The sequence below is a fragment of the Goekera deserti genome (assembly GCF_010685995.1).
Classification (GTDB): domain Bacteria; phylum Actinomycetota; class Actinomycetes; order Mycobacteriales; family Geodermatophilaceae; genus Goekera; species Goekera deserti.
On record NZ_JAAGWK010000026.1, the window covers coordinates 46,511 to 68,225 of the forward strand.

The 21,715-nt window shown below is 74.3% G+C and carries 20 protein-coding genes and 1 pseudogene; 14 read left to right on the plus strand and 7 right to left on the minus strand.

Translation table 11 applies throughout. The annotated features are described in order from the left end of the window. Nucleotides 1–46: 46 nt before the first annotated feature. Nucleotides 47–1,726: an alpha-amylase family protein gene (locus G1H19_RS18035; RefSeq protein WP_162392465.1), complete on the minus strand. Its 1,680-nt coding sequence runs from the start codon at nt 1,724–1,726 to the stop codon at nt 47–49. After that, nucleotides 1,723–2,715, minus strand: coding sequence for a TIGR03885 family FMN-dependent LLM class oxidoreductase (locus G1H19_RS18040; RefSeq protein WP_152730524.1), 993 nt, complete (start codon nt 2,713–2,715; stop codon nt 1,723–1,725). Before G1H19_RS18040 ends, G1H19_RS18035 begins: the two co-directional genes overlap by 4 nt. A 126-nt stretch (nt 2,716–2,841) precedes the next feature. Here G1H19_RS18040 and G1H19_RS18045 point away from each other — a divergent pair, with 126 nt between their 5' ends. The 8 genes from G1H19_RS18045 to G1H19_RS22715 all read left to right on the plus strand — a co-directional run bounded on the left by G1H19_RS18045 (nt 2,842) and on the right by G1H19_RS22715 (nt 11,203). Continuing rightward, entirely contained in the window at nt 2,842–3,432 is a 591-nt protein-coding gene (locus G1H19_RS18045; RefSeq protein ID WP_152730525.1) for a TetR/AcrR family transcriptional regulator, read from the plus strand. Nucleotides 3,433–3,511: 79 nt separating this feature from the next. Continuing rightward, entirely contained in the window at nt 3,512–6,013 is a 2,502-nt protein-coding gene (gene hrpB / locus G1H19_RS18050) for an ATP-dependent helicase HrpB (protein ID WP_162392466.1), read from the plus strand. 64 nt (nt 6,014–6,077) lie between these two features. Beyond that, entirely contained in the window at nt 6,078–6,524 is a 447-nt protein-coding gene (locus tag G1H19_RS18055) for a hypothetical protein (RefSeq protein ID WP_152730526.1), read from the plus strand. A 262-nt stretch (nt 6,525–6,786) separates the two neighbouring features. Next, nucleotides 6,787–8,238: an HNH endonuclease signature motif containing protein gene (locus tag G1H19_RS18060; protein ID WP_162392467.1), complete on the plus strand. Its 1,452-nt coding sequence runs from the start codon at nt 6,787–6,789 to the stop codon at nt 8,236–8,238. Continuing rightward, nucleotides 8,238–8,747 (plus strand): TIR domain-containing protein, encoded by a 510-nt coding sequence (locus G1H19_RS18065; protein ID WP_162392468.1) that lies wholly within the window; start codon nt 8,238–8,240, stop codon nt 8,745–8,747. The genes G1H19_RS18060 and G1H19_RS18065 overlap by 1 nt, the downstream gene beginning before the upstream one ends. Further along, on the plus strand, nt 8,744–9,601 hold the full coding sequence (locus G1H19_RS18070) for a macro domain-containing protein (protein ID WP_152730528.1): 858 nt from the start codon (nt 8,744–8,746) through the stop codon (nt 9,599–9,601). The genes G1H19_RS18065 and G1H19_RS18070 overlap by 4 nt, the downstream gene beginning before the upstream one ends. Before the next feature lie 8 nt (nt 9,602–9,609). Next, the gene (locus G1H19_RS24920) at nt 9,610–10,044 is read left to right on the plus strand and encodes an HIT family protein (protein WP_202925809.1); all 435 of its coding nucleotides are present in this window, start codon (nt 9,610–9,612) and stop codon (nt 10,042–10,044) included. Nucleotides 10,045–10,636: 592 nt separating this feature from the next. After that, nucleotides 10,637–11,203, plus strand: coding sequence for a rolling circle replication-associated protein (locus G1H19_RS22715; protein ID WP_456071366.1), 567 nt, complete (start codon nt 10,637–10,639; stop codon nt 11,201–11,203). Between the two features lie 170 nt (nt 11,204–11,373). Here G1H19_RS22715 and G1H19_RS18085 read toward each other — a convergent pair whose 3' ends face one another. Then, nucleotides 11,374–12,771, minus strand: a complete 1,398-nt coding sequence (locus tag G1H19_RS18085; protein WP_162392469.1) for a recombinase family protein — start codon at nt 12,769–12,771, stop codon at nt 11,374–11,376. 27 nt (nt 12,772–12,798) lie between these two features. Here G1H19_RS18085 and G1H19_RS23520 point away from each other — a divergent pair. Continuing rightward, nucleotides 12,799–12,969 (plus strand): annotated as a pseudogene (locus G1H19_RS23520) (HNH endonuclease); the annotation flags it as partial. 18 nt (nt 12,970–12,987) lie between these two features. On the opposite strand, the gene G1H19_RS23525 reads toward G1H19_RS23520, so the two are convergent. Continuing rightward, nucleotides 12,988–13,620, minus strand: coding sequence for a GNAT family N-acetyltransferase (locus G1H19_RS23525; RefSeq protein ID WP_162392470.1), 633 nt, complete (start codon nt 13,618–13,620; stop codon nt 12,988–12,990). A 95-nt stretch (nt 13,621–13,715) separates the two neighbouring features. Between G1H19_RS23525 and malQ the strand changes: the two genes are divergently transcribed. Next, the gene (malQ, locus tag G1H19_RS18095) at nt 13,716–15,692 is read left to right on the plus strand and encodes a 4-alpha-glucanotransferase (protein ID WP_162392471.1); all 1,977 of its coding nucleotides are present in this window, start codon (nt 13,716–13,718) and stop codon (nt 15,690–15,692) included. A 6-nt stretch (nt 15,693–15,698) separates the two neighbouring features. Here malQ and G1H19_RS18100 read toward each other — a convergent pair whose 3' ends face one another. Beyond that, a complete protein-coding gene (locus G1H19_RS18100; protein WP_152730532.1) occupies nt 15,699–16,208 on the minus strand; it encodes a hypothetical protein in 510 nt (169 codons plus the stop codon). A 472-nt stretch (nt 16,209–16,680) separates the two neighbouring features. Here G1H19_RS18100 and G1H19_RS18105 point away from each other — a divergent pair, with 472 nt between their 5' ends. Continuing rightward, on the plus strand, nt 16,681–16,845 hold the full coding sequence (locus G1H19_RS18105) for a hypothetical protein (protein WP_235909907.1): 165 nt from the start codon (nt 16,681–16,683) through the stop codon (nt 16,843–16,845). A gap of 92 nt (nt 16,846–16,937) precedes the next feature. After that, nucleotides 16,938–17,138 (plus strand): hypothetical protein, encoded by a 201-nt coding sequence (locus G1H19_RS18110; RefSeq protein WP_152730533.1) that lies wholly within the window; start codon nt 16,938–16,940, stop codon nt 17,136–17,138. Between the two features lie 250 nt (nt 17,139–17,388). Here G1H19_RS18110 and G1H19_RS24170 read toward each other — a convergent pair whose 3' ends face one another. Continuing rightward, the gene (locus G1H19_RS24170; RefSeq protein WP_202925811.1) at nt 17,389–18,609 is read right to left on the minus strand and encodes an MFS transporter; all 1,221 of its coding nucleotides are present in this window, start codon (nt 18,607–18,609) and stop codon (nt 17,389–17,391) included. 43 nt (nt 18,610–18,652) lie between these two features. Further along, a complete protein-coding gene (locus G1H19_RS18120) occupies nt 18,653–20,155 on the minus strand; it encodes a Mur ligase family protein (protein ID WP_235927954.1) in 1,503 nt (500 codons plus the stop codon). A gap of 129 nt (nt 20,156–20,284) precedes the next feature. Between G1H19_RS18120 and G1H19_RS18125 the strand changes: the two genes are divergently transcribed. Next, a complete protein-coding gene (locus G1H19_RS18125) occupies nt 20,285–20,710 on the plus strand; it encodes a hypothetical protein (protein WP_162392472.1) in 426 nt (141 codons plus the stop codon). A 118-nt stretch (nt 20,711–20,828) separates the two neighbouring features. After that, nucleotides 20,829–21,632: a DUF998 domain-containing protein gene (locus G1H19_RS18130; RefSeq protein ID WP_162392473.1), complete on the plus strand. Its 804-nt coding sequence runs from the start codon at nt 20,829–20,831 to the stop codon at nt 21,630–21,632. Nucleotides 21,633–21,715 lie beyond the last annotated feature (83 nt).

The window sequence follows — 21,715 nt, forward strand, 5'->3', positions numbered from 1 at the left end:
CGCTCCAACCCCCGCGGGACGCCGCTCGCCCCGCGGGGGGCGGCGCTCAGAGCAGCCGGCGGCTGTCCGCGGCGACGACCCGCAACCACCGGTGGCCGTAGCCCTCCAGCGCCAGCACCGTGGTCCCGCCCTCGCCGACGTCGGTGCTCTGCACCTGCAGCAGGTCCACCAGCCGGTGGCCCGGCCCGCAGCCGTCCAGGGTCACCGGCACGGTCACCGGCTCGGCGGACAGGTTGTGCATCGCCACCAGCGTGCCGTCGTCCCAGGTGCAGCGGTGCACCAGCACGGCCGGCTGGTCGGTCTCGAGCACCTCGATGTCGCCCCAGCCGAGCTCCGGGCTCTCCCGGTAGCGCCGGATGAGCAGCTTCATGAAGCTCATCAGCGAGTCCGGGTCCTGGCGCTGCTGGGCCACGTTGACGAACTCCGGGGCGAACCCGCCCTCGACCACCGGCCCGGGCAGCCTGGACGGCGCCGCGGTGGAGAAGCCGCCGTTCTCCCCCGCCGTCCACTGCATGGGCGTGCGGACGGCGAGCCTGCCCTCGGCCGCCAGGTTCTCCCCCATGCCGATCTCCTCGCCGTAGAACAGCACCGGGGTGCCGGGCAGGGAGAACATCAGGCTGTAGACCATCCGCACCCGGCGCGGGTCGCCGTCCAGCATCGGCGGCAGCCGGCGGGTGATCCCCCGGCCGTACACCTGCATCCGCTCGTCGGGGGCGAACGCGGCGAACACCTCGGCGCGCTCGTCGTCGCTCAGCTTGTCCAGGGTCAGCTCGTCGTGGTTGCGGGCGAAGGTGGCCCACTGGCAGTCCGGGGAGACCGGCGGGCGGGCCAGCAGCGCGTCGACCAGCGGCTGGGCGTCCGCCCGGGCCAGCGACAGGTACATCGCCTGCATCGCGATGAAGTCGAACTGCATGGTCAGCTCGTCGCCGTCGGCACCGCCGAAGAACTGGGCCTGCTGATCGTGCGGCAGGTTCACCTCACCGAGCAGCACGCCGTTGCCCGAGCGCCGTCCCAGCAGGGCGCGCAGCGCGCGCAGGTAGGCGTGCGGGTCGGCGAAGGCGGCGGCCTCCTCGTCGGTGACACCCTCGGTCTCCAGCAGGAAGGGGACGGCGTCGACGCGGAAGCCGGACAGCCCGAGCTGCAGCCAGAAGCCCATCACCTTGGCGATCTCGTCGCGCACCAGCGGGTTGGCGATGTTCAGGTCCGGCTGCTCCTTGTAGAAGCGGTGCAGGTACCACTCGCCGGTCTTCTCCTCCAGCTGCCAGGTGCCGGTCTCGGCGTCGGGGAAGACGACGTCCGCGCTGGTGTCCGGCGGCGGGTCCGAGCGCCACACGTAGAAGTCGCGGTAGGGGTTGTCGGTGGACGTGCGGGCCTCGGCGAACCACGGGTGCTTGATCGAGGTGTGGTTCATGACCAGGTCGGCGATCACCCGCATGCCCCGGTCGTTGGCGGTGCGGATCATCTCGACCAGGTCGCCGTGGCTGCCCAGCCGCGGGTCCACGCCGTAGAAGTCGGTGATGTCGTAGCCGTCGTCGCGCTCGGCGGTCGGGTAGAAGGGCATCAGCCACAGGCAGGTGACGCCGAGCTCGGACAGGTGGTCCAGCCGCTGGGAGAGGCCCTCGAAGTCACCGATCCCGTCGCCGTTCCAGTCCATGAACGTCTCGACGTCCAGGCAGTAGACGACGGCGGTCTTCCACCACAGGTCGGCGGTGTCCGTGATCCTCACGCGGCGACCGCCACGGCCGGGGCGGGCTTGGTGACACCCAGCTGCGGCAGCACCTTCTCCCCGAAGGCGTCCAGGAACGCCGTCTGGGTCTGCCCGACGTGGTGCAGGTAGACCTGCTCGAAGCCGAGGTCCACGTACTCCTGCACCCAGGCGGCGTGCTGGCCGAGGTCGGCGGAGACCCGCACGGCCTCGCGGACGTCGTCCGGGCTGACGTGCGCGCTGGCCAGGTCGAAGGCGACCGGGGTGTCCAGGTCCCAGCACAGCGGCGGGGGGAAGACGTTGCTGCGCCACTGGTCGTGCGCGGTGGCCAGCGCCTCCTCCTCGGTGGGCGCCCAGGAGACGTGCACCTGGATGGTCAGCGTGCCCCGGCCCCCGGCGTCGCGGTAGGCGGCGATCATGTCGCGCAGCTTGTCGTGCGGCTGGTTGATGGTGACCAGGCCGTCGGCCCAGTCGGCGTGCCGGCGGGCGGTCTCCACGCTGACGGCCGGGCCGATCAGCGCCGGCTGCACCTCCGGCAGGGTCCACAGCTGGGCGCGGTCGACGGTCACCAGGCCCTCGTGGCTGACCTCCTCGCCCTTGAGCAGGGAACGGATGACGTCGACGCACTCGCGCAGCTTCTGGTCGCGGATCTCCTTGCGCGGCCAGACCTCACCGGTGACGTGCTCGTTCATCGCCTCGCCGCTGCCCAGGGCGACCCAGAACCGGCCGGGGAACATCGAGCCCAGGGTGGCGATGGCCTGGGCGATGATCACCGGGTGGTAGCGGTAGCCCGGCGCGTTGACCGCCCCGAACGGCAGGGACGTCGTGGCGAGGGCGGCACCGAGCCAGGCCCAGGCGAACCCGGACTCGTTCTGCCGCGGGTTCCAGGGCATCAGGTGGTCGGAGCACATGGCCGCGGTGAAGCCGACCTCTTCGGCGTGCTGGACGGCCCGCAGGAGCTCAGCGGGTGCGATCTGCTCGTGGGAGTTGTGGAAGCCGATCACGGTCATGCCCCTGTCTAGCGGGATCCCGACCGGTCGGCCACGCGGACTGGTTGGTATCGCGCCCCATCGGTCCGGCGGGCCCCGGACCGCCCCGTACCGGAACGAGTGTGGGTTGTGAGATACCTTCGTCTCGTGACTGTGGAGGAAACGGCGGCCCCTGTCCCGCATGCGGCCCCCCGGCCCAGCGGGCGGCGGGACCACGAGCGCAACCGCCATCGCATCATCACCGCGGCTCGCGAGCTGTTCGCCTCCAAGAACGCATCCGACGTCCAGCTCAAGGACGTCGCGCAGACCGCGGGGGTCAGCCAGGCCACCCTGTTCCGGCACATCGGGTCCAAGCAGTCGCTGCTGACCATGGCCTACCAGGACCGGATCAGCGAGATCATCGACGCCGCGGACGCCGCGCTGGCCGAGGACGACCCCTGGACGGCGGTCTGCACCCTGGTGCGCACCCTGGCCGGGTGGTTCCACGAGGACCGGGGGCTGTTCGAGTTCGCCGCCTCCGCGGACGTCGCGGCCGACCCGCAGCACGCGACCATGGTGGCCCGGCTGGAGCAGGTGCTGGCCCGGGCCCGGGCCGACGGCTCGCTGCAGGTGCACATCGGCGCGGCCGACCTGGTGCCGCTGCTGGCGGTGGCCGCCCGGCAGGACTGCGACCGGTGGGACGACTACACCGACGTGCTGCTCGGCGGGCTGCGCCAGCCCTACGCCCGGCCCTGCTGACCCGCTGACCTGCTGACCCGGGCGGCCCCCTCCGGGCCGCCGTCGGGCCGGGCGGGTGGCACCACCGACACTGGACGGCGTGCTGCCGCCCGCCGGGACCCCCGGCACCGACCTGCCGGTGCGCGCGGTGCTCGGCGAGCTCACCGGTGTGCTGGCCGACCGGGGCGCCGCGGTGCTGGTCGCGCCGCCGGGCACCGGCAAGACCACCCTGGTGCCGCTGGCCCTCGCCGGGGCCGGACCGGACGACGGCGGCACGGTGCTGGTCGCCGAGCCCCGCCGGGTCGCCGCCCGGGCCGCGGCCCGGCGGATGGCGGCCCTGCTCGGCGAGCGCGTCGGGGACCGGGTCGGGTTCAGCGTGCGGGGCGAGAGCCGGCGCAGCGCGGCGACCCGGGTCGAGGTGGTCACCACCGGCCTGCTGGTGCGCCGGCTGCAGGCCGACCCGGAGCTGTCCGGCGTCGCCGCGGTGGTGCTGGACGAGTGCCACGAGCGGCACCTGGACACCGACCTGGCGCTGGCCTTCACCCTGGACGCCCGCGCGGCACTGCGCCCGGACCTGCGACTGCTCGCCATGTCGGCCACCGCCCGCTCGGCCGCCGTCGCGGACCTGCTGGGCGGCGACGGCGGGCCGGCCCCGGTGGTGGAGACCCGCGGCGCGCTGTTCGACGTCGAGCCGGTGTGGTGCCCGCCGCCGGCGACGGTGGCGGCCGCGCACGGCACCCGGGTGGACCCGCGGCTGCTGGACCACCTGGCGGCCGTGGTGCGGCGCGCGCTGGCCGAGACCGGCGACGACGTGCTGGTGTTCCTGCCCGGCGCCGGGGAGATCGCGGCGGTGGAGCGCCGGCTGGCCGGGGCGGACGTGGACGTGCGGCCGCTGCACGGGCGGCTGCCGGCCGCCGTGCAGGACGCCGCGCTCACCGCGGGCCCCCGCCGGCGCGTGGTGCTGGCCACCGACGTGGCCGAGAGCAGCCTGACCGTGCCCGGCGTCCGCGTGGTGGTGGACGCCGGGCTGGCCCGGGTGCCGCGGGCGGACCTGGCGCGCGGGCTGGGCACGCTGGTGACGGTCCGGGTGTCCCGGTCCTCGGCCGTGCAGCGCGCCGGCCGGGCCGGCCGCGAGGGTCCGGGCCGGGTGTACCGCTGCTGGTCGGCCGCCGAGCACGACCGGCTGCCGGCGCACCCGGAGCCGGAGGTGCGCACCGCGGAGCTGTCCGCGTTCGCGCTGGAGCTGGCCTGCTGGGGCGCGCCGGGCGGTGCCGGGCTGGCCCTGCCGGACACCCCGCCGGCCGCGGCGATGACCGTGGCGGACCAGACCCTCGGCGAGCTCGGGGCGGTGGACGGCGAGGGCCGGGTGACCGCACGGGGCCGCGCGCTGACCGCCGTCGGCGCGCACCCCCGGCTGGCCCGGGCGCTGCTGGACGGCGCGCCGCGGGTGGGGCGGCGGCGGGCCGCGGAGGTGGTCGCGGTGCTGTCCGGCGACCTGCCGACCCACGGCTCGGACGACCTGGTGGCCGTCTGGCGGGCGCTGGCCGCGGGCACCGACCGGGCGGCGACGGCGCGCTGGCGGGAGGAGGTGGCCCGGCTGGAGCGGGCCGCACCGGCCGCCCCGGCGCCGCGCGGGCTGCCCGACGACCTGGCCGCCGGCCTGGTCGTGGGCCTCGCCCATCCCGGCTGGCTGGCCCGCAGCCGGCCCGGTGGGCGCACCGCCCTGATGGCCTCGGGCACCGGCGTGGAGCTGCCCGGCCCGGGAGGTGCGGGCGGTCCGGGCTGGTGGGCAGTGGCCGCGGCCGACCGCGCGCCGGGACGGCGGGACGCGCGGCTGCGGCTGGCCGTGGCCGTCGACGAGGCCACCGCACTGGAGGCGGCCGCGGACCGGCACACCGACGCCCCCGAGGTGGTCTGGCGGGACGGGGACGTGCGCGCCGCGCGGGTGGAACGGCTGGGTGCGATCGTGCTCGCCGAGCGCCCGCTGCCGGACCCCGACCCGGCCGCGGTGGCCGCGGCGGTCGCCGAGGGCCTGCGCCGCGAGGGCCTGGCGCTGCTGCGCTGGACACCGGCCGCGGACTCGCTGCGCCAGCGGCTGGCCGCGGCGCACGCCGGGCTGGGCGAGCCGTGGCCGGCCGTGGACGACGACGCGCTGCGCAACGCACTGGGCGGGACGACCGCGGTGGCGACCGCGCGCAGCCGCGCCGACCTGCGGCGGATCGACGTGGTGGCCGCGCTGCGGCAGCTGCTGCCCTGGGAGGTGGCCGGCCGGCTGGACGAGCTGGTGCCCGAACGGGTGGTGGTGGCCACCGGGGCGGCGGTGCGGATCGACTACACCGACCCGGACGTGCCCACGCTGTCGGTGCGGGTGCAGGAGGTGTTCGGCTGGGCCGCCTCGCCGGTGGTCGCCGGGCGGGCGCTGCGGCTGCAGCTGCTGTCCCCCGCCCGCCGGGTCGTCGCCACCACCGCCGACCTCGCCGGTTTCTGGAGCACCGGCTGGCCGGCCGTGCGCAGCGAGATGCGCGGCCGGTACCCCCGGCACCCCTGGCCGGAGGACCCGGCCTCGGCCCGGGCCACCAACCGTGCGGCCCGGCGGACGTGAACTCCGCTGTCGTCCGGCCGGGGACGGGGCCGCCGCCTCCCGCACCGACGTAGCGTCTGCTGCCGTGGACGACCGGGACGGCCTGCTGGTGCGCTTCGTGTACCGGGACACCGACCGGACCGGTGAACTGGGCGTGCAGGTGCGGTCCGGCGGCTTTGCCGGGGCCGCCGCAGCGTGGTTCGGCGACGACGAGCTGCTGGGGTTCTCCGGCCGGCTGACCGCCTGCCCGCTGGGCGACTCCCGACCCGGGATCTCAGGCGGTTACACCGAGGACGGCCACGTCGCCGAGTACGTCGGGTTGACCGCCCGGGCGGTGGGCCGACGCGGGCAGGTCGGGGTGCTCGTGCACCTGGCCACCGCGATCGAGCACCCGGGCTCGTCGACGGGCGAGGTGCGCGTCGAGGTCATGACCTCCTACGAGGCCCTGGGCCGGTTCGCTGCCCAGCTGCGGCAGCTGGTCGAGGGGACGGCGGACGAGGCGCGCCTCGATGCCGAGGAGGTCGGCCGGTAGACACGTGGCCGGCTGGTGGTCCGCGTGGCCGGCCGGTGGTCCGCGCGAGCGGCCGGTGGCCTCCTGGTCGGCACGCGCTCACGCGCCCGGCCGGTGGTCACGTGTACGGCCGGTGGCCACACGGGCGGTCAGCCGTCCGGGTGGCCCACCGTCCAGCGGCTGGGCCGCCCGAGACAACGTCCCCACAGGTCGCGGAGGGGAGCTCGCAGCACCTCGTGATCGACCACCAGTTCTGTCATACCCCCCTGGCAAGGTGCAGGTCATGGAGGCGACGGCGGTGCGGCTGGGGCTGGAGCTGGGGGTCGCGCTCGCGGCCGACCCGGTGCCGGACCGGTCGTGGTCGCCTTCCCGTGTCCGGATCAGCGACGCGGTGCAGGTGCACCGCTTCGGGGCCGCGGCGGCGGTCGCGGAGCTCGGCGTGCTGGCCAGCGTCCGGGCCGAGCTGGCCGCCTACGAGGCTGCGCTGGTCGAGCGGCTGGCCGCCCTGCGCCCGGCACTGCCCCCGCTGCCCGGCGACGACGCCGACTGGCTGGCCGACACCACCCCCGACGACGTCGACGACTGGGTGGTGGAGGAGGTGCAGCTGGCCACCGGCTCCAGCCGGAGCGCCGCCGCCCGGACCGTCGAGCTGTCGCTGGTGCTGTGCCGGCAGCTGCCGGCCACCTGGGCAGCCCTGGCCGACGGTCTCGTCGACCTCCCGCGGGCACGCGCAATCGCCGACGCCCTCGGCCATCAGGCCGCCTCTGCCGGCGGACCGGTGCCCGACGACGTCGTCGCCGGGGTCGAGCAGCAGGCGCTGGGCTGGGCGCGCGCCGGGGAGACGCCGGGTCGGCTGAAGGAACGCACCGCGGCCGCCGTGATCAGCGCCGACGCCGCAGCGGCCGACCGGCGCCGGCAGGTACGGGAACGCGCCGCGGACGTGCGCGTCCGCACCGTCGGGGACGGCATGAGCGAGCTGGTCGTCGACCTGCCCTCTGCCGACGCGGCAGCGTGCCGCGCCGCGGTCGACGGCTACGCCCGGCAGTGGAAGGCCGACGGCGACCCGCGCCCCATCGGCCAGCTCCGCACCCTCACCACGCGCGACCTGCTCACCCGTCCCTGGGACGAGCGGAGCGCACTCACCGCGGTCCTCGTCCTGCACGCCGATCTCACCCCCACCGGCGCCGGATCACCCACCGGCACCGCGCCGCGCCCCACCACCGGGCTCGGCGACACCGGCCCCGCGCGACCTGCCGCGACCGGGGTCCTCACCGGGGCCCAGGTCGACGGCGCCCCGGTCACCCCCGCGCAGGTCGCCGACCTGCTCAGCCGCCTCGCCGCGCTGCCCGAGGACCTCAGCGCACCGGGTGCGGCCGTCGTCGTCGGCTGCACCGACCCGGACACCGGGGAGCTGCGGGCCGTGGCCACCCCACGCGACCTGCGCCGCGCCGCCGCCGCCGGCACCGGGCTCGCCCCGCCACCACCCACCGACCGCTACCGACCCACCCCGGCCCAACGCCGGTTCGTCACCACCCGCGACCGCACCTGCCGCTTCCCCGGCTGCACCCGCCCCGCCCGCGCCACCGACATCGACCACGTCCACCCCCACGCCGAGGGCGGACCCACCGACGTCAACAACCTGGCTAGTAGCCAAACCATCCCCTCCCGCGGGCGGCGCTCGATAGGCTCGCCCACGGGAGCTTTTCGAGGACACCGACGACGGGGAGAGCACTAGTGAGCTATCGGAACAAGACCTATGTGGCCTTCGCGAGTGAGGACATCCGTTCTTATTGGCTCATGGAAGCATGGCGGGAGAACGTACACATCGACTTCAATTTCTTCGACGCCCACGACCTGTATGTCGCTCGGGACACGAGCAAGCCGGAATCCATCAAGGCTCGACTTCGTGAGCGGATGAAGAACGCTAAGCAGTTCGTCCTCCTCGGCAGCCGTTCGGCCAAGGCCAAGGGGGGTGATGGTCGGTCATTCCTCGCTTACGAGGTGCAGACCATGCTTTCGCTCGACCTTCCCGTCGTCGTGGCGAATCTCGATCAGGACCGCAACGTCGACCGGAGCTTCATCCCGACGCCTCTGCTGGACGCGGACTACTACACGCTGTCGGTGTCATTCCAGCCTGCCATCATCAAGTACGCACTAGACAACTATGCGCCGCAGTATGCCGCGAGCGGAAAGACCGGGCCCCACTTTTACAACGAGAGCCACTACAAGAAGCTGGGTCTGTGACCACAGCGATTCGGCGGGACCTTACGAAGGCCCGCTTCTGGCGGCACTTCTCAGTTCAGACCCTGGCGGCCGTCGGGCTCTTCGCCGTATTGATAGGACTGTTTGACGTTATTTTTCCCAATGTCGTCCCTAAGGGTGGGCGCTGGGTGGCGATCGTCGTCGTTGTTCTGTCGCTCATATATGGCGCGGTCAGGGCGTGGCCCAGACCGATCGAACAAAGCTATGACTCGCCGAACACAACGATCCGACTAGTCGAAGGGGATCTCTTCGCCGAGCCCGGCCACCTGGTTATCGGGATGTCGGACACCTTCGATACTGAAGTGCCTCATGTGATCGCAAGCAACAGCGTGCAGGCCCAGTTCGCGAGGCGCATCTTCCACGAGGATATGCGAGAGCTGGATCGGCAACTGGCCGAGGCCCTGATCGATGCATCCCCTCTGTGCTCAATAAGCAAGCCAGGGAAGCAGGTCAAATATCCGGTTGGTACCGTCGCTACCCTTCGGGATCATGCACGCCGATACTTCTGTGTCGCCTACACTGAAATGAATGAGCACTGCGAGGCTCGTGGCACAACCGATGGCATCTGGCGCAGCCTCGAGAATCTGTGGAAAGCGGTTTGCGCGCACGGGAACGGCGGAGTCGTATCCATCCCCGTCATCGGGGGTGGCCAATCCCGGCTCTCTCAAGTCCTGCCCGCGCAGGACGCGATCAGGTTTACTATTCTTTCTTTCGTTCTGGCCTCACGTAGAGAGAAGATCTGCGACGAGCTTCGCATCGTCGTTCGCCCGTCGGATTACGACAAGTTGGACCGTCTCGAGATCCAGGCATTCCTGAAGTCGCTTCGTGCGTCATGATGTCCGCCATGAGTATTCAACTGCCCGATGACGGGCCATGCGCCTTCTGCGCATATCTGTCCGGCGAGCGCCCGTACACCGTACTCGCTCGGTACGACCTCATCGCGGTGCTTGTCACGCGCGAGCAGCGCGGCGTATCACACCTCTTAGTGGTTCCGATCCGCCATGCTCAGACGATTCTTGACGTAAACGAGGGCGAGTCGGCTGCGCTTATGCGTGGCGTCCGAGCGGCCGCGCGAGTCATAGCCACAGTTGAGGGGTCACCTGGAATCGCTATCTGGCAAAACAACGGTGTGCCCGCTGCCCAGGCGATAGGACACCTGCACTTTCACGTCGCGGGCACCTTGCCTGAGGGCGGAACGGAGTGGGGGGACGTCGAGGAGATGTCGATCGCCGAGACCGAGCGGATCGCGCAGCGACTGCGCCGCGGAGCGGCGCTTTAAATTGAAGTAGCAACATAACTCGGGAGCCGGACCACAGCCTCTCCCGGCCAACCGGCGGCGGCTCCGTAGGTTCGCGCCCTTGCCGCCCGGGGTCGCGGTCAGGGGCCGTACCTTGGCCTAGCGGCGAGCACGGTGGACCCTTGACCGCGAGCACGGGTGGCGCATGCTCGTGCCGGAGGGGTCGTCGCACCGCAAGGTGACTTGACAGGCCGGGGACGCGTCGCCGATGCTCCCCGGCGTTCGCGGATAAACGGTCGTATAGCCCGCGCTCTCACGACCGGAGTAGGGCCCCAATTCCCGCGAGCCCTAGATCATTCGTTGCGCGGGCGGCAAGCTGCTGGTGCCGAAGCAGTAGACCTCTCCGAGGGCGTAGGCGCCGGGGCCGATCAGATGCTGATCGGTTGCCTCGGAGGCCCCTGTGATTGCACCGTCTCTGCCTGCGTCCAGTCCGGCGGGCTGGTTTGTCACGCTCTACCCCGGTGCCGGTGAGGTCGGGGGCTCGTTTCGCTACTCGGTGCCCGTGCAGCGTTCGCCTGGGGGTGGCGACCCAGAGCGCTCGCGCGAGGAGGCGGCGCGCCGGGCAGGTCGCAAGGTGCGTCGGTACTGCGCGCACAACCGACTAAACCGGCTGGGCACGCTCACCTACCGGGGACAGGGGTGTCACGACCCGATCCAACTGCGCCGGGACGTGGCCCAGTTCTTCCGCTCGCTGCGACAGCTGCTTGGAGAGGACCCGTTCCCCTACGTGTGGGTGCCGGAGTGGCACAAGACCGATCACGGTCTGCACGTGCACTTCGCGGCCGGACGGTTCATCCCGCGGCGGCTGATCGAGCAGGCGTGGGGCCACGGGTTCGTGCACATCAAGCTGCTCGGGCAGCTAGCGGCGGGCGCTGGCCCTCGTGACGAGGCGCGGGTGGCGGCTCGGTACCTGTCCAAGTACGTGCGGAAGTCCATCGACGAGCGCCGGATAGCCAACCGGCACCGGTACGAGGTGGCTCAAGGGTTCCAGCCGACGACGGTGCCGCTGCACGCACGCACGGTCGATGACGTCCTCGCCTTGGCTATCGCGGCCATGGGTGGTGAGCCGACGGATGTATGGCTCTCCGATGAGGCGATCGGCTGGGAGGGGCCGCCGTCAGTGTGGGCGATGTGGCCGTGACCTCGGAGGAGCTGGCACAACGGGTTGCAGCCTCCTGCGCCGCTTCAGGGGTGCCGGTGCATGTCGAGGATGCACTCGCGGTGGCGGGGATCGTTGCGCTGTTGCGGGCGCCGGCGGATCGGTCGCGCGCGAAGGCCCGGAGGGTCTAGCGCGTGGCCGGCCGGCGGGGCTCACAGCCGCCAGGACACCTGCACGCGGTCGGGGTCGAGGGCTCGGGCTCCCCGGGTGCCGGGGCCGATCGTGATGTTGGCGATGAGGGTTCGCAGGATCGCGGCTTGCCGATCGAGGTTGAGCTCAGCCCATTGGCGGCGCAGATCCTCGCCAGTGCCCAGGCCGGTGAGGGTGTCGGTGCGGTTGACTCGCGAGAGCCGCGTTTCCGCGTCCTTAACGCGCTTGTCAAGGGGGCTGCGGGCGGCTTCCCATTCCTGGCTGCTGATGGCGCCGGTCCCGAACTGCTTGGCGAGATAGTCCTGCGCCTCTTTAGCTTCGGCCAGCTCGGACGACAGCCGGGAGACCTCGGCGTCGGCGCTGCCTCGTCCAGCGATCGCGTCTGCCACGGCAGGACTGTCGAGGCGGTAGAGGGCGTAGTCGGTGACCAGCTGCTCAAGCGGCGCCGCGACCACGGTCAGGCCGCCGCAGCCACGGTGGTCGGGGCCGGACAGGCAGACGTAGCGCCGGGAGTCGACACGGCGGGAGGAGAACAGCGTGCCGCCGCACTTGCTGCACCGCAGCAGCCCTGACAGCAGGTAGGCGCGCGGAGTCCGGCGACCGGAGACCCTGCGGGACTCAATGGTAGCCAGCACTCGCTGGTGCAGCTCTTCGCTGATGATCGGTTGCCAGACAGCCTTGCCGATCACCTCGCCCTTGTGGGCGCGCAGCCCGGCGCTACGCGGGTTGGACAGGACCAGGCGCAGGCTGTGGGTCTGCCACGGCACGCCCTTCACACTGCGAATGCCGCGCTGATCGAGGTCGGTGCACAGCGAGCGCAGCGACTCCCCGGCCACGAACCGCTCGGCCAGCTCCCGAACGATCGGGGCCTCGTCGGGGCGGTGGGTGATCGCGTCGTCTTCGAAGCCGAACGGGCGCAACGAACGGCCGTGCGGCAGCCCCAACTCGGCGTTCTGCAGCATTTTCCGCTTCACGCGGCGGCTCTTCGTCGCGCTCTCCTCCGCTACCACCGCACCCATGATCTGGGCGACCAGCAAGCTGTCACCCGAACCCAGGTCGGCATGCCCGGCGACGGCGCGGACGTGGCGCACCCGTGCGGCGTCGATGACCTCGAAGAACTGCTCGAGCTCCAGCGGCCGCCTGGTCAGTCGGCTCAGGTCGTAGATCAGCACGCCGTCCCGCGCGCCGGTGGTCAGATCCTCGAGCATCTGCGAGTAGTTGGGGCGGCGCTTGCCTGAGTAGGCGGAGAAGTCGTTGTCGATGTACTCGCCGCCCACCTGCCAGCCCAGGTCGGCGGCGAGCTTGCGGCAGTCCTCCACCTGGCGCTGCACGCCGAGTCCTTCCCCGGCTTGGTCGCTGCTGATGCGGGCGTAGATCGCGGCGGACCGGGGTGTCGTCACAATCAGTCATACTAGGGACAGGTCAGGAACCTCTGCTGCCTGTGCCGCCACCACCACCGGCTCAAGACCCACGCCCCCGGCTGGGTCTTCGCGATGGACACCGACGGCACCCTCCACGTGACCACACCCACCGGCGTCACCCGCAGCACCCGACCACCCGGTCTGCACCCAGCCGAGCACGACCCGCCACCCTTCTGAGGCAGCACCGACCACCGCTCACCCGGGCGGCGTCGTCAGCACCCGGGTCAGCGTGACCTGCTCCTCGACGTAGCCGAGCCGGGCGTACAGCGCGCGGGCCGGGCCGTTGGCCGCGCCGGTGTCGAGCGTGACCACCGGCAGCCCACGGGACCGCGCCCACTCCTCCACCGCACCGACCAGCGCGGCCGCCACCCCACGGCGACGTGCACCCGGCGCCACCACCAGCTCCCCGAGGTACGCCTGCGGCTGCCCGGTGAAGTGGTGCTGCTCCTCGGCTCCGGCGAACCCGAGCACCTCCCTGCCGTCGACGGCGACCAGCAGCACCCGACCGCCGTCGCCCGACGGGACGGGTCCACCGGCACCCGTGCCCGACCCGGTCCCGTCGAGCGCCGACGACGACCCGGCGTGAGCGCCCGCCCCGTCGGACACCGACGACGCCTCGGTCCCGTCGAGCGCCGTCGACGTCCTTGCCCGGTCAGGCGCCGTCGACGGCGCGGCCGTGCACGCGTGCTCCACCCACCCGACGACGGCGGACCGCTGACCGTCGGCCGGTCGCCACGGGGGCATGCCCGCGGTCAGCTCCCCCGCGAGAGCGCGCAGCGCGGGGTGGTCGTCGTCGGTCGCCGGGCGGATGCGAACGGATCGGTCCACACCGCCAGCCCACCACACCGGGACGGGCCGCGACGAGACGGACACGACCTCGTCTCGGCGCGCGCTCCGGCAGCCGGTCTTGCGACGATGGGGCGGTGACCGTCTCACCCACGACCGACGAGTGGGGCATCGACGCCAGCTGGCTCGACGGCTCCGACACCGAACACGCCATCTCCCCCGAGACCATCGACCGCCTGCGTGCGGTCATCGGCCGGCCCCCGGCCGACCTGGACGAGCGCGGCCCGATCGTGGCCCGCCCCGGCGACGACCTGGAGGTCGAGCGCGCCGAGGTCCAGCTCGAGGACGGCGGGACCCGGTCGGTCGACGGCGCCCTGCCCGAGGACTTCCCGCTGGGCTACCACTGGCTCACCACCCCCGACGGCGTCCGCCGCCGGCTGATCGTCTCCCCCGGCCGCTGCTGGGCGCCCGGCGACGGCCGCTCCTGGGGCTGGGCCGTCCAGCTGTACGCCCTGCACGGCGAGGGCAGCTGGGGCATCGGCGACCTCGCCGACCTCGGCGCGGTCCGCGCCCTGGCCCAGCAGCAGGGCGCCGGCTTCGTCCTGATCAACCCGCTGCACGCCGTCGCCCCCACCGCCGGCCAGGAGTCAAGCCCCTACCTGCCGGCCACCCGGCGCTTCCGCAACCCGCTGTACCTGCGCGTGCAGGACGTGCCCGGCGCCGACCGGGTCGAGCTGGACCACGCCGCGGGCCGCGCGCTGTCCGAGGCCGAGCTGATCGACCGGGACGCCGTCTGGGCGCTCAAGCGCACCCAGCTGCGCCGGGTCTTCGACGCCCGTGACACCGGCGACCGCAGCTTCAACGACTGGTGGTGGGACCAGGGTCAGCCGCTGCAGGACTGGGCCACCTGGTCGGTGCTCGCCGAGCAGCACGGCGGCGACTGGCACGCCTGGCCCGAGCACCTGCACGACCCGCACGGCGCCGGCGTCACCGAGTTCGCCCGCGCCCACGAGGACGACGTCGCCTTCCATGCCTGGCTGCAGTGGGCCCTGGACCTGCAGTTCCGCGCCGCCACCGACGGGCTGACCGTGATCCAGGACCTGCCGATCGGGGTCGCCGGCGGCGGCGCCGACGCCTGGACGTGGCAGGGCGTGCTCGCAGCCGGCGTCGACGTCGGCGCGCCACCGGACGCCTTCAACAGCCAGGGCCAGAACTGGGGCTCCCCGCCCCTGGTGCCGTGGCGGCTGCGCGCGGCGGACTACGTGCCGTTCATCGAGTCGATCCGGGCCACCATGACCGGCGCCGGCGGCCTGCGCATCGACCACGTGATGGGCCTGTTCCGGCTGTGGTGGGTGCCCTCGGGCGCCGGTGCGACCGAGGGCGCCTACATCCGCTACCCGGCCGAGGACCTGCTGGACATCGTCGCGCTGGAGAGCCACCGTGCGCAGGCGATCGTCGTCGGCGAGGACCTCGGCATCGTCGAGGACGGCGTCCGGGAGCGGATGGCCGAGCACGGCATCCTGTCCTACCGGCTGCTGTACTTCGAGGAGGAGACCCCGGAGCACTGGCCCACCGGCTCGATGGGTGCGGTCACCACCCACGACCTGCCCACGATCGCCGGGCTGTGGACCGGCACGGACGTCGCCGAGCAGCTCGAGCAGGGCACCGGCACCGAGGACGAGCTGGCCCGGGGCCGCACCGAGCTGATGCAGAAGGTCACCGGTGTCACCGCCGACGCCGAGCCGGCCGAGGCCGTGGCCGCCGCCCACCGGCTGCTCGCCGAGGCACCGTGCACGCTGCTCTCGGTCACCCTGGACGACGCCGTCCTCGCCGAGCGGCGACCCAACATGCCGGGCACCACGCAGCGGCCCAACTGGTCGATCCCGCTGCCGGTCGCCGTCGAGGACCTCGCCGCGCACCCCGGGGTGCAGGAGCTCACCCGGCTGCTCGGCGAGGCCGTCGCGGCACCGCGGCCGGCGTCCCGGCGCTCGGGCAAGCCCGCCAAGGCGACCAGCAAGCGCAAGGCCAAGAAGGCGGAGAAGTCGGCCCAGGCCGCCACGTCGGAGCAGGGGTCGGAGGAGACCGCCGCGCCGGCCGAGGACGGCGGGGCCTGAGCGCGGTCAGATCCAGCTGTCGACCATCACGCCGCGGTTGCGGCGCAGGGCCAGCGCGCTGGCCAGGTCGGGCTTGTCCCGGAGCAGGTCGGCGATGCCGGTGCCGTCCCGCAGCCGGGACATCAGCGCCGAGCTGCTGATGCCCAGCGCGCTGGACAGCCCGGCCACGCCCTCGCCGAGCCCGGCCGGGGTCGCCGTCCGCACCCCGGCGCGGGTGACCGTCGTCGGGGCCGCGGCGGTGGTGCCAGCAGCGGCCCCGGCGGTCGGCAGGGTGGCGGCGATGGTGGCCACCAGGTCGGTCTGGCTGACCCCGGCCGCCGCGGCGAGCTCGCCGACCGTCCGGCCACCGGCCAGTGCGGCGTTCATCGCCCGGCTGTCCATGCCGAGCAGCTCGGCGACCGCCCGGTTGGTCCGCTCGGTGCCGCTGCCGGCCACCGTGCCCGCCGGGCGCGGCAGCGGGGCGCCCGCGGTGCGGGACGGGGCGGCCGGGGCCGACCTGAGCGCGCTGACGTCCACGTGTGAGCCTGCCTCCCGGCGCCGCGGTGGCGCCCGGGGTGGTCCTCGGCTGTCCCGAGCCCGATCGGTACGCCCGGACGGGTGGTGATCGGCACCCCGGCCACCCCAGGTGGACCGTGATCGAACGCGTGTTCGACCTCCGTGCCATGCTGGCCCGGTGGCAGGGGGCATGTACCGCGGACGCTCCGGCCCCTCGCTGTCCGACCGGGCCGCCTCCTCCGGGGTCCCCGCGCGCGGGGCCGACCACGAGTCCGCGGAACGGGAGCCGGTGGGCAGCGCGTCGCCCGAGCCGCCGGTGCCCCGCCCGTTCGTGCCGCCCGGGCCGGTGCGCCCGCGCCCCGTCGCCGCCGAGCCCGAGCGGACGTCGGCGCCCGGCCACTCCCCAGGGCCCGGTCCCGCATCGTCCCCGGCCCGGCCTGCCCGGCCTGCTCCCGCCGCCCGGCGGGGGGCGAGCGGAGGCCGGCACTGCTGGGTGCGCGACCCGCCGGACGCGCCCGGCATCTGGCCCGGCCTGCTGGTGGAGTGGCGGCAGCGGGAGGACGGCTGGCACGGGCGGGTGGCCTACACCGTGGCCGGCGCGCACGGGCCGGTGCTGGTGGAGGCGTGGCTGCCGGCCGACCGGCTCAAGCAGGGCTGAGCGCACGGGCGGGGTTACCCGACCGGCCCGGCTGGCTATGGGTGCCGTACCGCCCGGGGCACGCACCGGGCACCGACGAGCGGAGGACGAAGATGACCAGCGCACACGACGGACCGACGCTCGACGACGTGCTGCTCCCCGAGGAGCCGGTCACCCGCGACCGCACCCAGCACGCCAAGGACCCGCACCCCGACGACGAGCTGCTCGAGCACCGCACCGAGCTGGAGCGGCAGGCCGTCGGCTCCGACGACGCCTCACCCACCGGCGCCTACGAGCACCCCGCGACCGACTGACCAGCAGCACCCGCCGACCAGCACCACCGGCCGATCAACCGCACCAACCGGTCAGCCGCATCGACCGACCAGTCAGTTGCACCGACCGGTCAGCCGCACCGACCGGTGGGTGGCGCCGACCGACCGTCGCCGCCGGTGCCGACCGCCCCCGCGGCCGGCCCGGCGGCCGGCCCGGCGAGCGCCCACCCGCCGAGCTCCCCACCCGGGGACCACCGGGCACCACCACCCGGCTGGAGCCCGGCCCGCCGGTTCAGCCCGGCGCCAGCGACCGCGTCCGGACCAGCAGCAGCGTCAGCACCAGCGCCCCCGCCAGCAGCCCGCCGGCCAGCAGCGCCACCGCCGTCCAGCCGCTGCCCTGCCACGCCCGGCCGGCCAGCGTCCCGGCGACGGAGGACCCGACGTAGTACCAGAACATGTACAGCGAGGCGGCCTGCCCGACGGCCCGGCCGCCGAGGGCCGCGCGGGTGGCCACCCAGCCGCTGGCGACGGCGTGCGCGGCGAAGAAGCCCACCGTCAGCACGCACAGCCCGAGCACGAACACCGCCAGGGGCCGGGCCAGCGTGAGCGCCACGCCCACCCCGGCCAGCAGCACCGCCAGCGGGACGACGGTGCGGCGACCGAACCGGTCGGCCAGCAGGCCCGCCGTCGGCGAGCTGGCCGACCCGAGCAGGTAGGCGGTGAACACCAGCCCCGCCAGCGCCGGGTCGAGCAGGTACGGCGGCGTCTCCAGCCGGAACGTCGCCGCGTTGTAGACCGCCACGAACGCGCCCATCAGCAGCGCCGCGAAGCCGTAGAGCGCCAGCAGCGCCGGGTCGGTGAACGCCCCCGCCAGCTGCCGCAGCAGCGAGCCCTCGCGCGGCACCGGGACGAACCGCCGGGCCGGCGGCAGCAGCAGCCACACCGCCACCGCGCAGCCCAGGGCCAGCAGCGCCACCCCTGCCGTGGCCGGGCGCCAGCCGCCCACGCCGGTGAGCAGCCCGCCCACCAGCCGGCCGGTCAGCCCGCCGACCGCGTTGCCGCTGATGAACAGCCCGATCGCCCGGGAGGCCACCGAGGGGTCCAGCTCCTCGCGCAGGTACGCCACGGCCACCGCGGGCAGCCCGGCCAGCGCGAAGCCCTGCAGGCCGCGCAGCACCAGCAGGACCTCCCAGGAGGGGGCCGCCGCCGTCGCCACGGCCAGCACCGCCGCCACGGCCACGCTCACCCGCAGGATGACGGTGCGCCCGCGCCGGTCCGACAGCGGCCCGAAGACCAGCAGGCCCACGGCCAGCGCGCCGGTCGTCACCGAGATCGCCAGGGTGGCCGCGCCCGGGGTCACCGAGAAGGCCCGGGTCAGCTCCGGCAGCAGCACCTGCGGCTGGTAGAGCATCGCGAACACGGCCAGCCCGGCCAGGAAGATCGCCACCGATGCACGGCGCAGCCCACGCTCCCCGGCCCGGTGTCCGGGTGGGAGCGCGTCGGCAGGGAGCACGACCCGAGGGTGCGCCTGTGCCGCGGCACACGTGCGCACCGGGTCAGGCGGCGCGGCCCCGGGCGGCTCGGGCGTAGTCGGCGACCGCCTCGCGGGCGACCTCGGCGTCGTCCAGGTGCACCGGGGGCCCGCTGTCCTGCATCTGCGTCTCGTGCCCCCGCCCCACCACCAGGACGACGTCGCCGGGGTCGGCCGCCCGGACGGCAGCGGTGATCGCGGCCCGCCGGTCGAGTTCGACGGAGACCTCCGAGGGGCCGCCGATCAGACCGACCCGCAGCTCCTCGACGATCTGCCGCGGGTTCTCACCGTGGCTGCCCTCGTTGGTCAGCCACACCCGGTTCGCCAGCCGGGCCTCCACCCCGAGCAACTGCCGCTTCGCCCGGTCGCGGCGCCCGCGGGCGCCGAGCACCAGGTGCACGCACTGCTGCCCACCGGCCAGCCCGTGGGCGGTGCGCAGCGCCGCCCGGAGCGCACGCGGGGTGTGCGCGTAGTCGACCAGCACCCGGGGTGCGCCGGGCTCGGTGACCAGGGTGTTGCGGCCTGGCGGCGGCGTCAGGCCGGCCAGGCCGGCGGTGACGTCGGCGGCGGGCAGCCCGAGCCGGCGGGCGGTGGCCCAGGCGACGGCCAGATTGCCCACGTTGACCTCGCCGAGCAGCGCGGAGCGCAGCCGGTGCTCGCCGTCGCCGTCGGCGAGCAGCACCTCGGTGCCGCGCCGGCCGGTGTCCCAGGACAGCACCCGGACGTCGGCCCCGCCGGACCGGCCGACCCGGGTCACCGGCACCCGGGCCTGGTCGGCCAGCCGCCGCCCCCACGGCTCGTCGACCGACACCACGGCGTGCCCGGCCCGGCCCGGGGCGAACAGCGCCGCCTTGCTCGCCCAGTACTGCTCCAGGGTGCCGTGGTGGTCCAGGTGGTCCTCCTCGAAGCCGGTGAACACCGCGACGTCGAAGCGCAGCGCGTCCAGCCGGCCCACGTCCAGGCCGATCGAGGAGGCCTCGACCACGGCGTCGGTAGCGCCCTGCCCGGCCATCCAGGCCAGCAGCCGCTGCAGCTGCGGGGCCTCCGGGGTGGTCAGGCCGGTGCCCTGCTCCTGGTCGCCCACCCGGGCGCCCAGCGTGCCGACCACCCCGGCCCGCCGGCCGGCGGCCTCCAGGGCGGCGTGCACCAGGGCACTCGTCGTCGTCTTGCCGTTGGTGCCGGTGACCCCGACCAGGCGCATCCGCTCCCCCGGGTCACCGGCGAGCAGCGCGCCGACCGGGCCGAGCACGGCCCGCACCGAGGGCACCTGCAGCTGCGGCACCCCCCACCCGGGCTGCAGCGGGCGGTCGACCAGCAGCGCGGCCGCGCCGGCCCGCACGGCCGCGGCGGCGAACCGGTGCCCGTCGGCGTCGCCACCGCGCACGCAGGCGAACAGCGCGCCGGGCAGCACCGCCCGGCTGTCGATCTCCAGCGTGGTCACCGGCGCGTCGCCGGTGCGGTGCACCGGACCGGCGACCGCCTCCCGGACCCGTGACTCGACGGTGTGCAACATGATCGGGGCCAGCACGCCCCCGACGGTAGGCGAGGCCCCGGCCACCGGCAGGTCGGGACCGCCACCGGACCCGGTACCGGTCGGTGCGGCGGTGCGCACCGGGTGCCGGCGACGGACGTCCACCGGAGCTGGTTGGCTGGGGCGGTGCCACGCCTGGGACCCGACGACGTCGCCTGCTGGCTGCTCAAGACCACCCGGCCGCCGCACGTGATCGACCCGGGCTGGACGCCGGGGGGCGTGCGGGAGCTCACCCGCTGCGTGCGGGCCTCCTACCGGCTTGGGTTGATGACGGCGGGCGCGCCGTGCCTGCTGTGGCTCAGCGGCCGCGCCGACCCGGGCGTGCACGCGATCGGTGCGGTGCTGGGCGCGCCCCGACCCGGCCCGGACGGCCCGCTGGTCGACGTCCGGCTGCGGCTGCTGGCGGAGCCGGTGCCCCGCGGCGCGCTGCTGGCCGACGCCCGGGCCCGCACGGCCGAGGTGCTGCGGATGCCGGCGGGCAGCAACCCGTCCTGGCTGTCCGACCCGGAGTTCGCCGCCGTCCACGACCTGCTGGAGGCGCCGGGCGCGTGACGGCGGCGACCCTCGCCGTCCCGAGGTGACCGACACCGCGATCCCCGGGCCGGCCGGCGCCGACCCGACCACGCCCACCCCGGGACGTGTGGTCCCGGAGCTGGGACGATGGGTCCCCGTGAGCGCACACCGGTACCTGTGGGGCGGCCTGGCCTGGCTGCTCACCCTCCAGTTCTTCGTCGTCGAGGCGGTCGCCGCGGCCGGCTTCGGTGGCTACTCCCGGGTCGACGACGTGATCAGCGACCTCGGCACGGCGGCGTCCCCGGACGCCGGGCTGATGAACGCCTCCTTCCTGCTCCAGGGTCTGCTCATCGCCGCCGGCACGGTGCTGCTCGTGCCGGTGCTCAAGGCGGGCGCCGCCCGGACCGCCGGGGGGCTGCTGGTGGTGGCCGCGCTCGGCGTGCTGCTGGTCGGGTTCGCCCCGTCCGACGGCAACGGCACGCTGCACGGCATCGGTGCCGCGGCGTACCTGCTGGGCGGCGGCGCCGGGCTGATCGCGCTGGCCTACGCGGTCCGGCCGCGCTCGGAGGCACTGGGCACCACGCTGGCCCTGCTCGGGCTGCTCGGCATCGTGGGCACGATCTTCTTCGCCACCGGCGTGACCGGGCTGGTCGGCGAGGGCGGGACCGAGCGGCTGGCCGCCTACGTCGTCCCGCTGGGCCTGCCGCTGACCGGCATCGCGCTGTGGCGCTTCGGTGAGGACTGGGAGGCCCGGCTGCAGGCGCAGTCCGACGGCACCCCGAGCCGCCGGCAACTGCGGGCCGCCGAGCGCGAGCAGGCCGCCGAGCGCGCCCGGCAGCGCGACGACGCCCTGGAGGCCGCCGCCCGCCAGGCGGAGCAGCGCCGAACAGCACCGCCGGCCCGCGACCCGGACGACGACTACGACGAGGACAACCCCTGGGGTGCCCGCCGCACCGACTGAGGACGCCGTCCCGTACGTGAGCTGCCGGCGTCCCGGCCACCCGCGCACACCGGACCGCCGTCGCGACGGCGCCCCCTCCGGGG

Bases quoted from the DNA above. Each gene is read 5' to 3' on its own strand.
- G1H19_RS18040 (WP_152730524.1), bottom strand. From the start codon at position 2,715: ATGACCGTGATCGGCTTCCACAACTCCCACGAGCAGATCGCACCCGCT.
- G1H19_RS24920 (WP_202925809.1), top strand. From the start codon at position 9,610: ATGAGTATTCAACTGCCCGATGACGGGCCATGCGCCTTCTGCGCATAT.
- G1H19_RS18060 (WP_162392467.1), top strand. From the start codon at position 6,787: ATGGAGGCGACGGCGGTGCGGCTGGGGCTGGAGCTGGGGGTCGCGCTC.
- G1H19_RS18110 (WP_152730533.1), top strand. From the start codon at position 16,938: ATGACCAGCGCACACGACGGACCGACGCTCGACGACGTGCTGCTCCCC.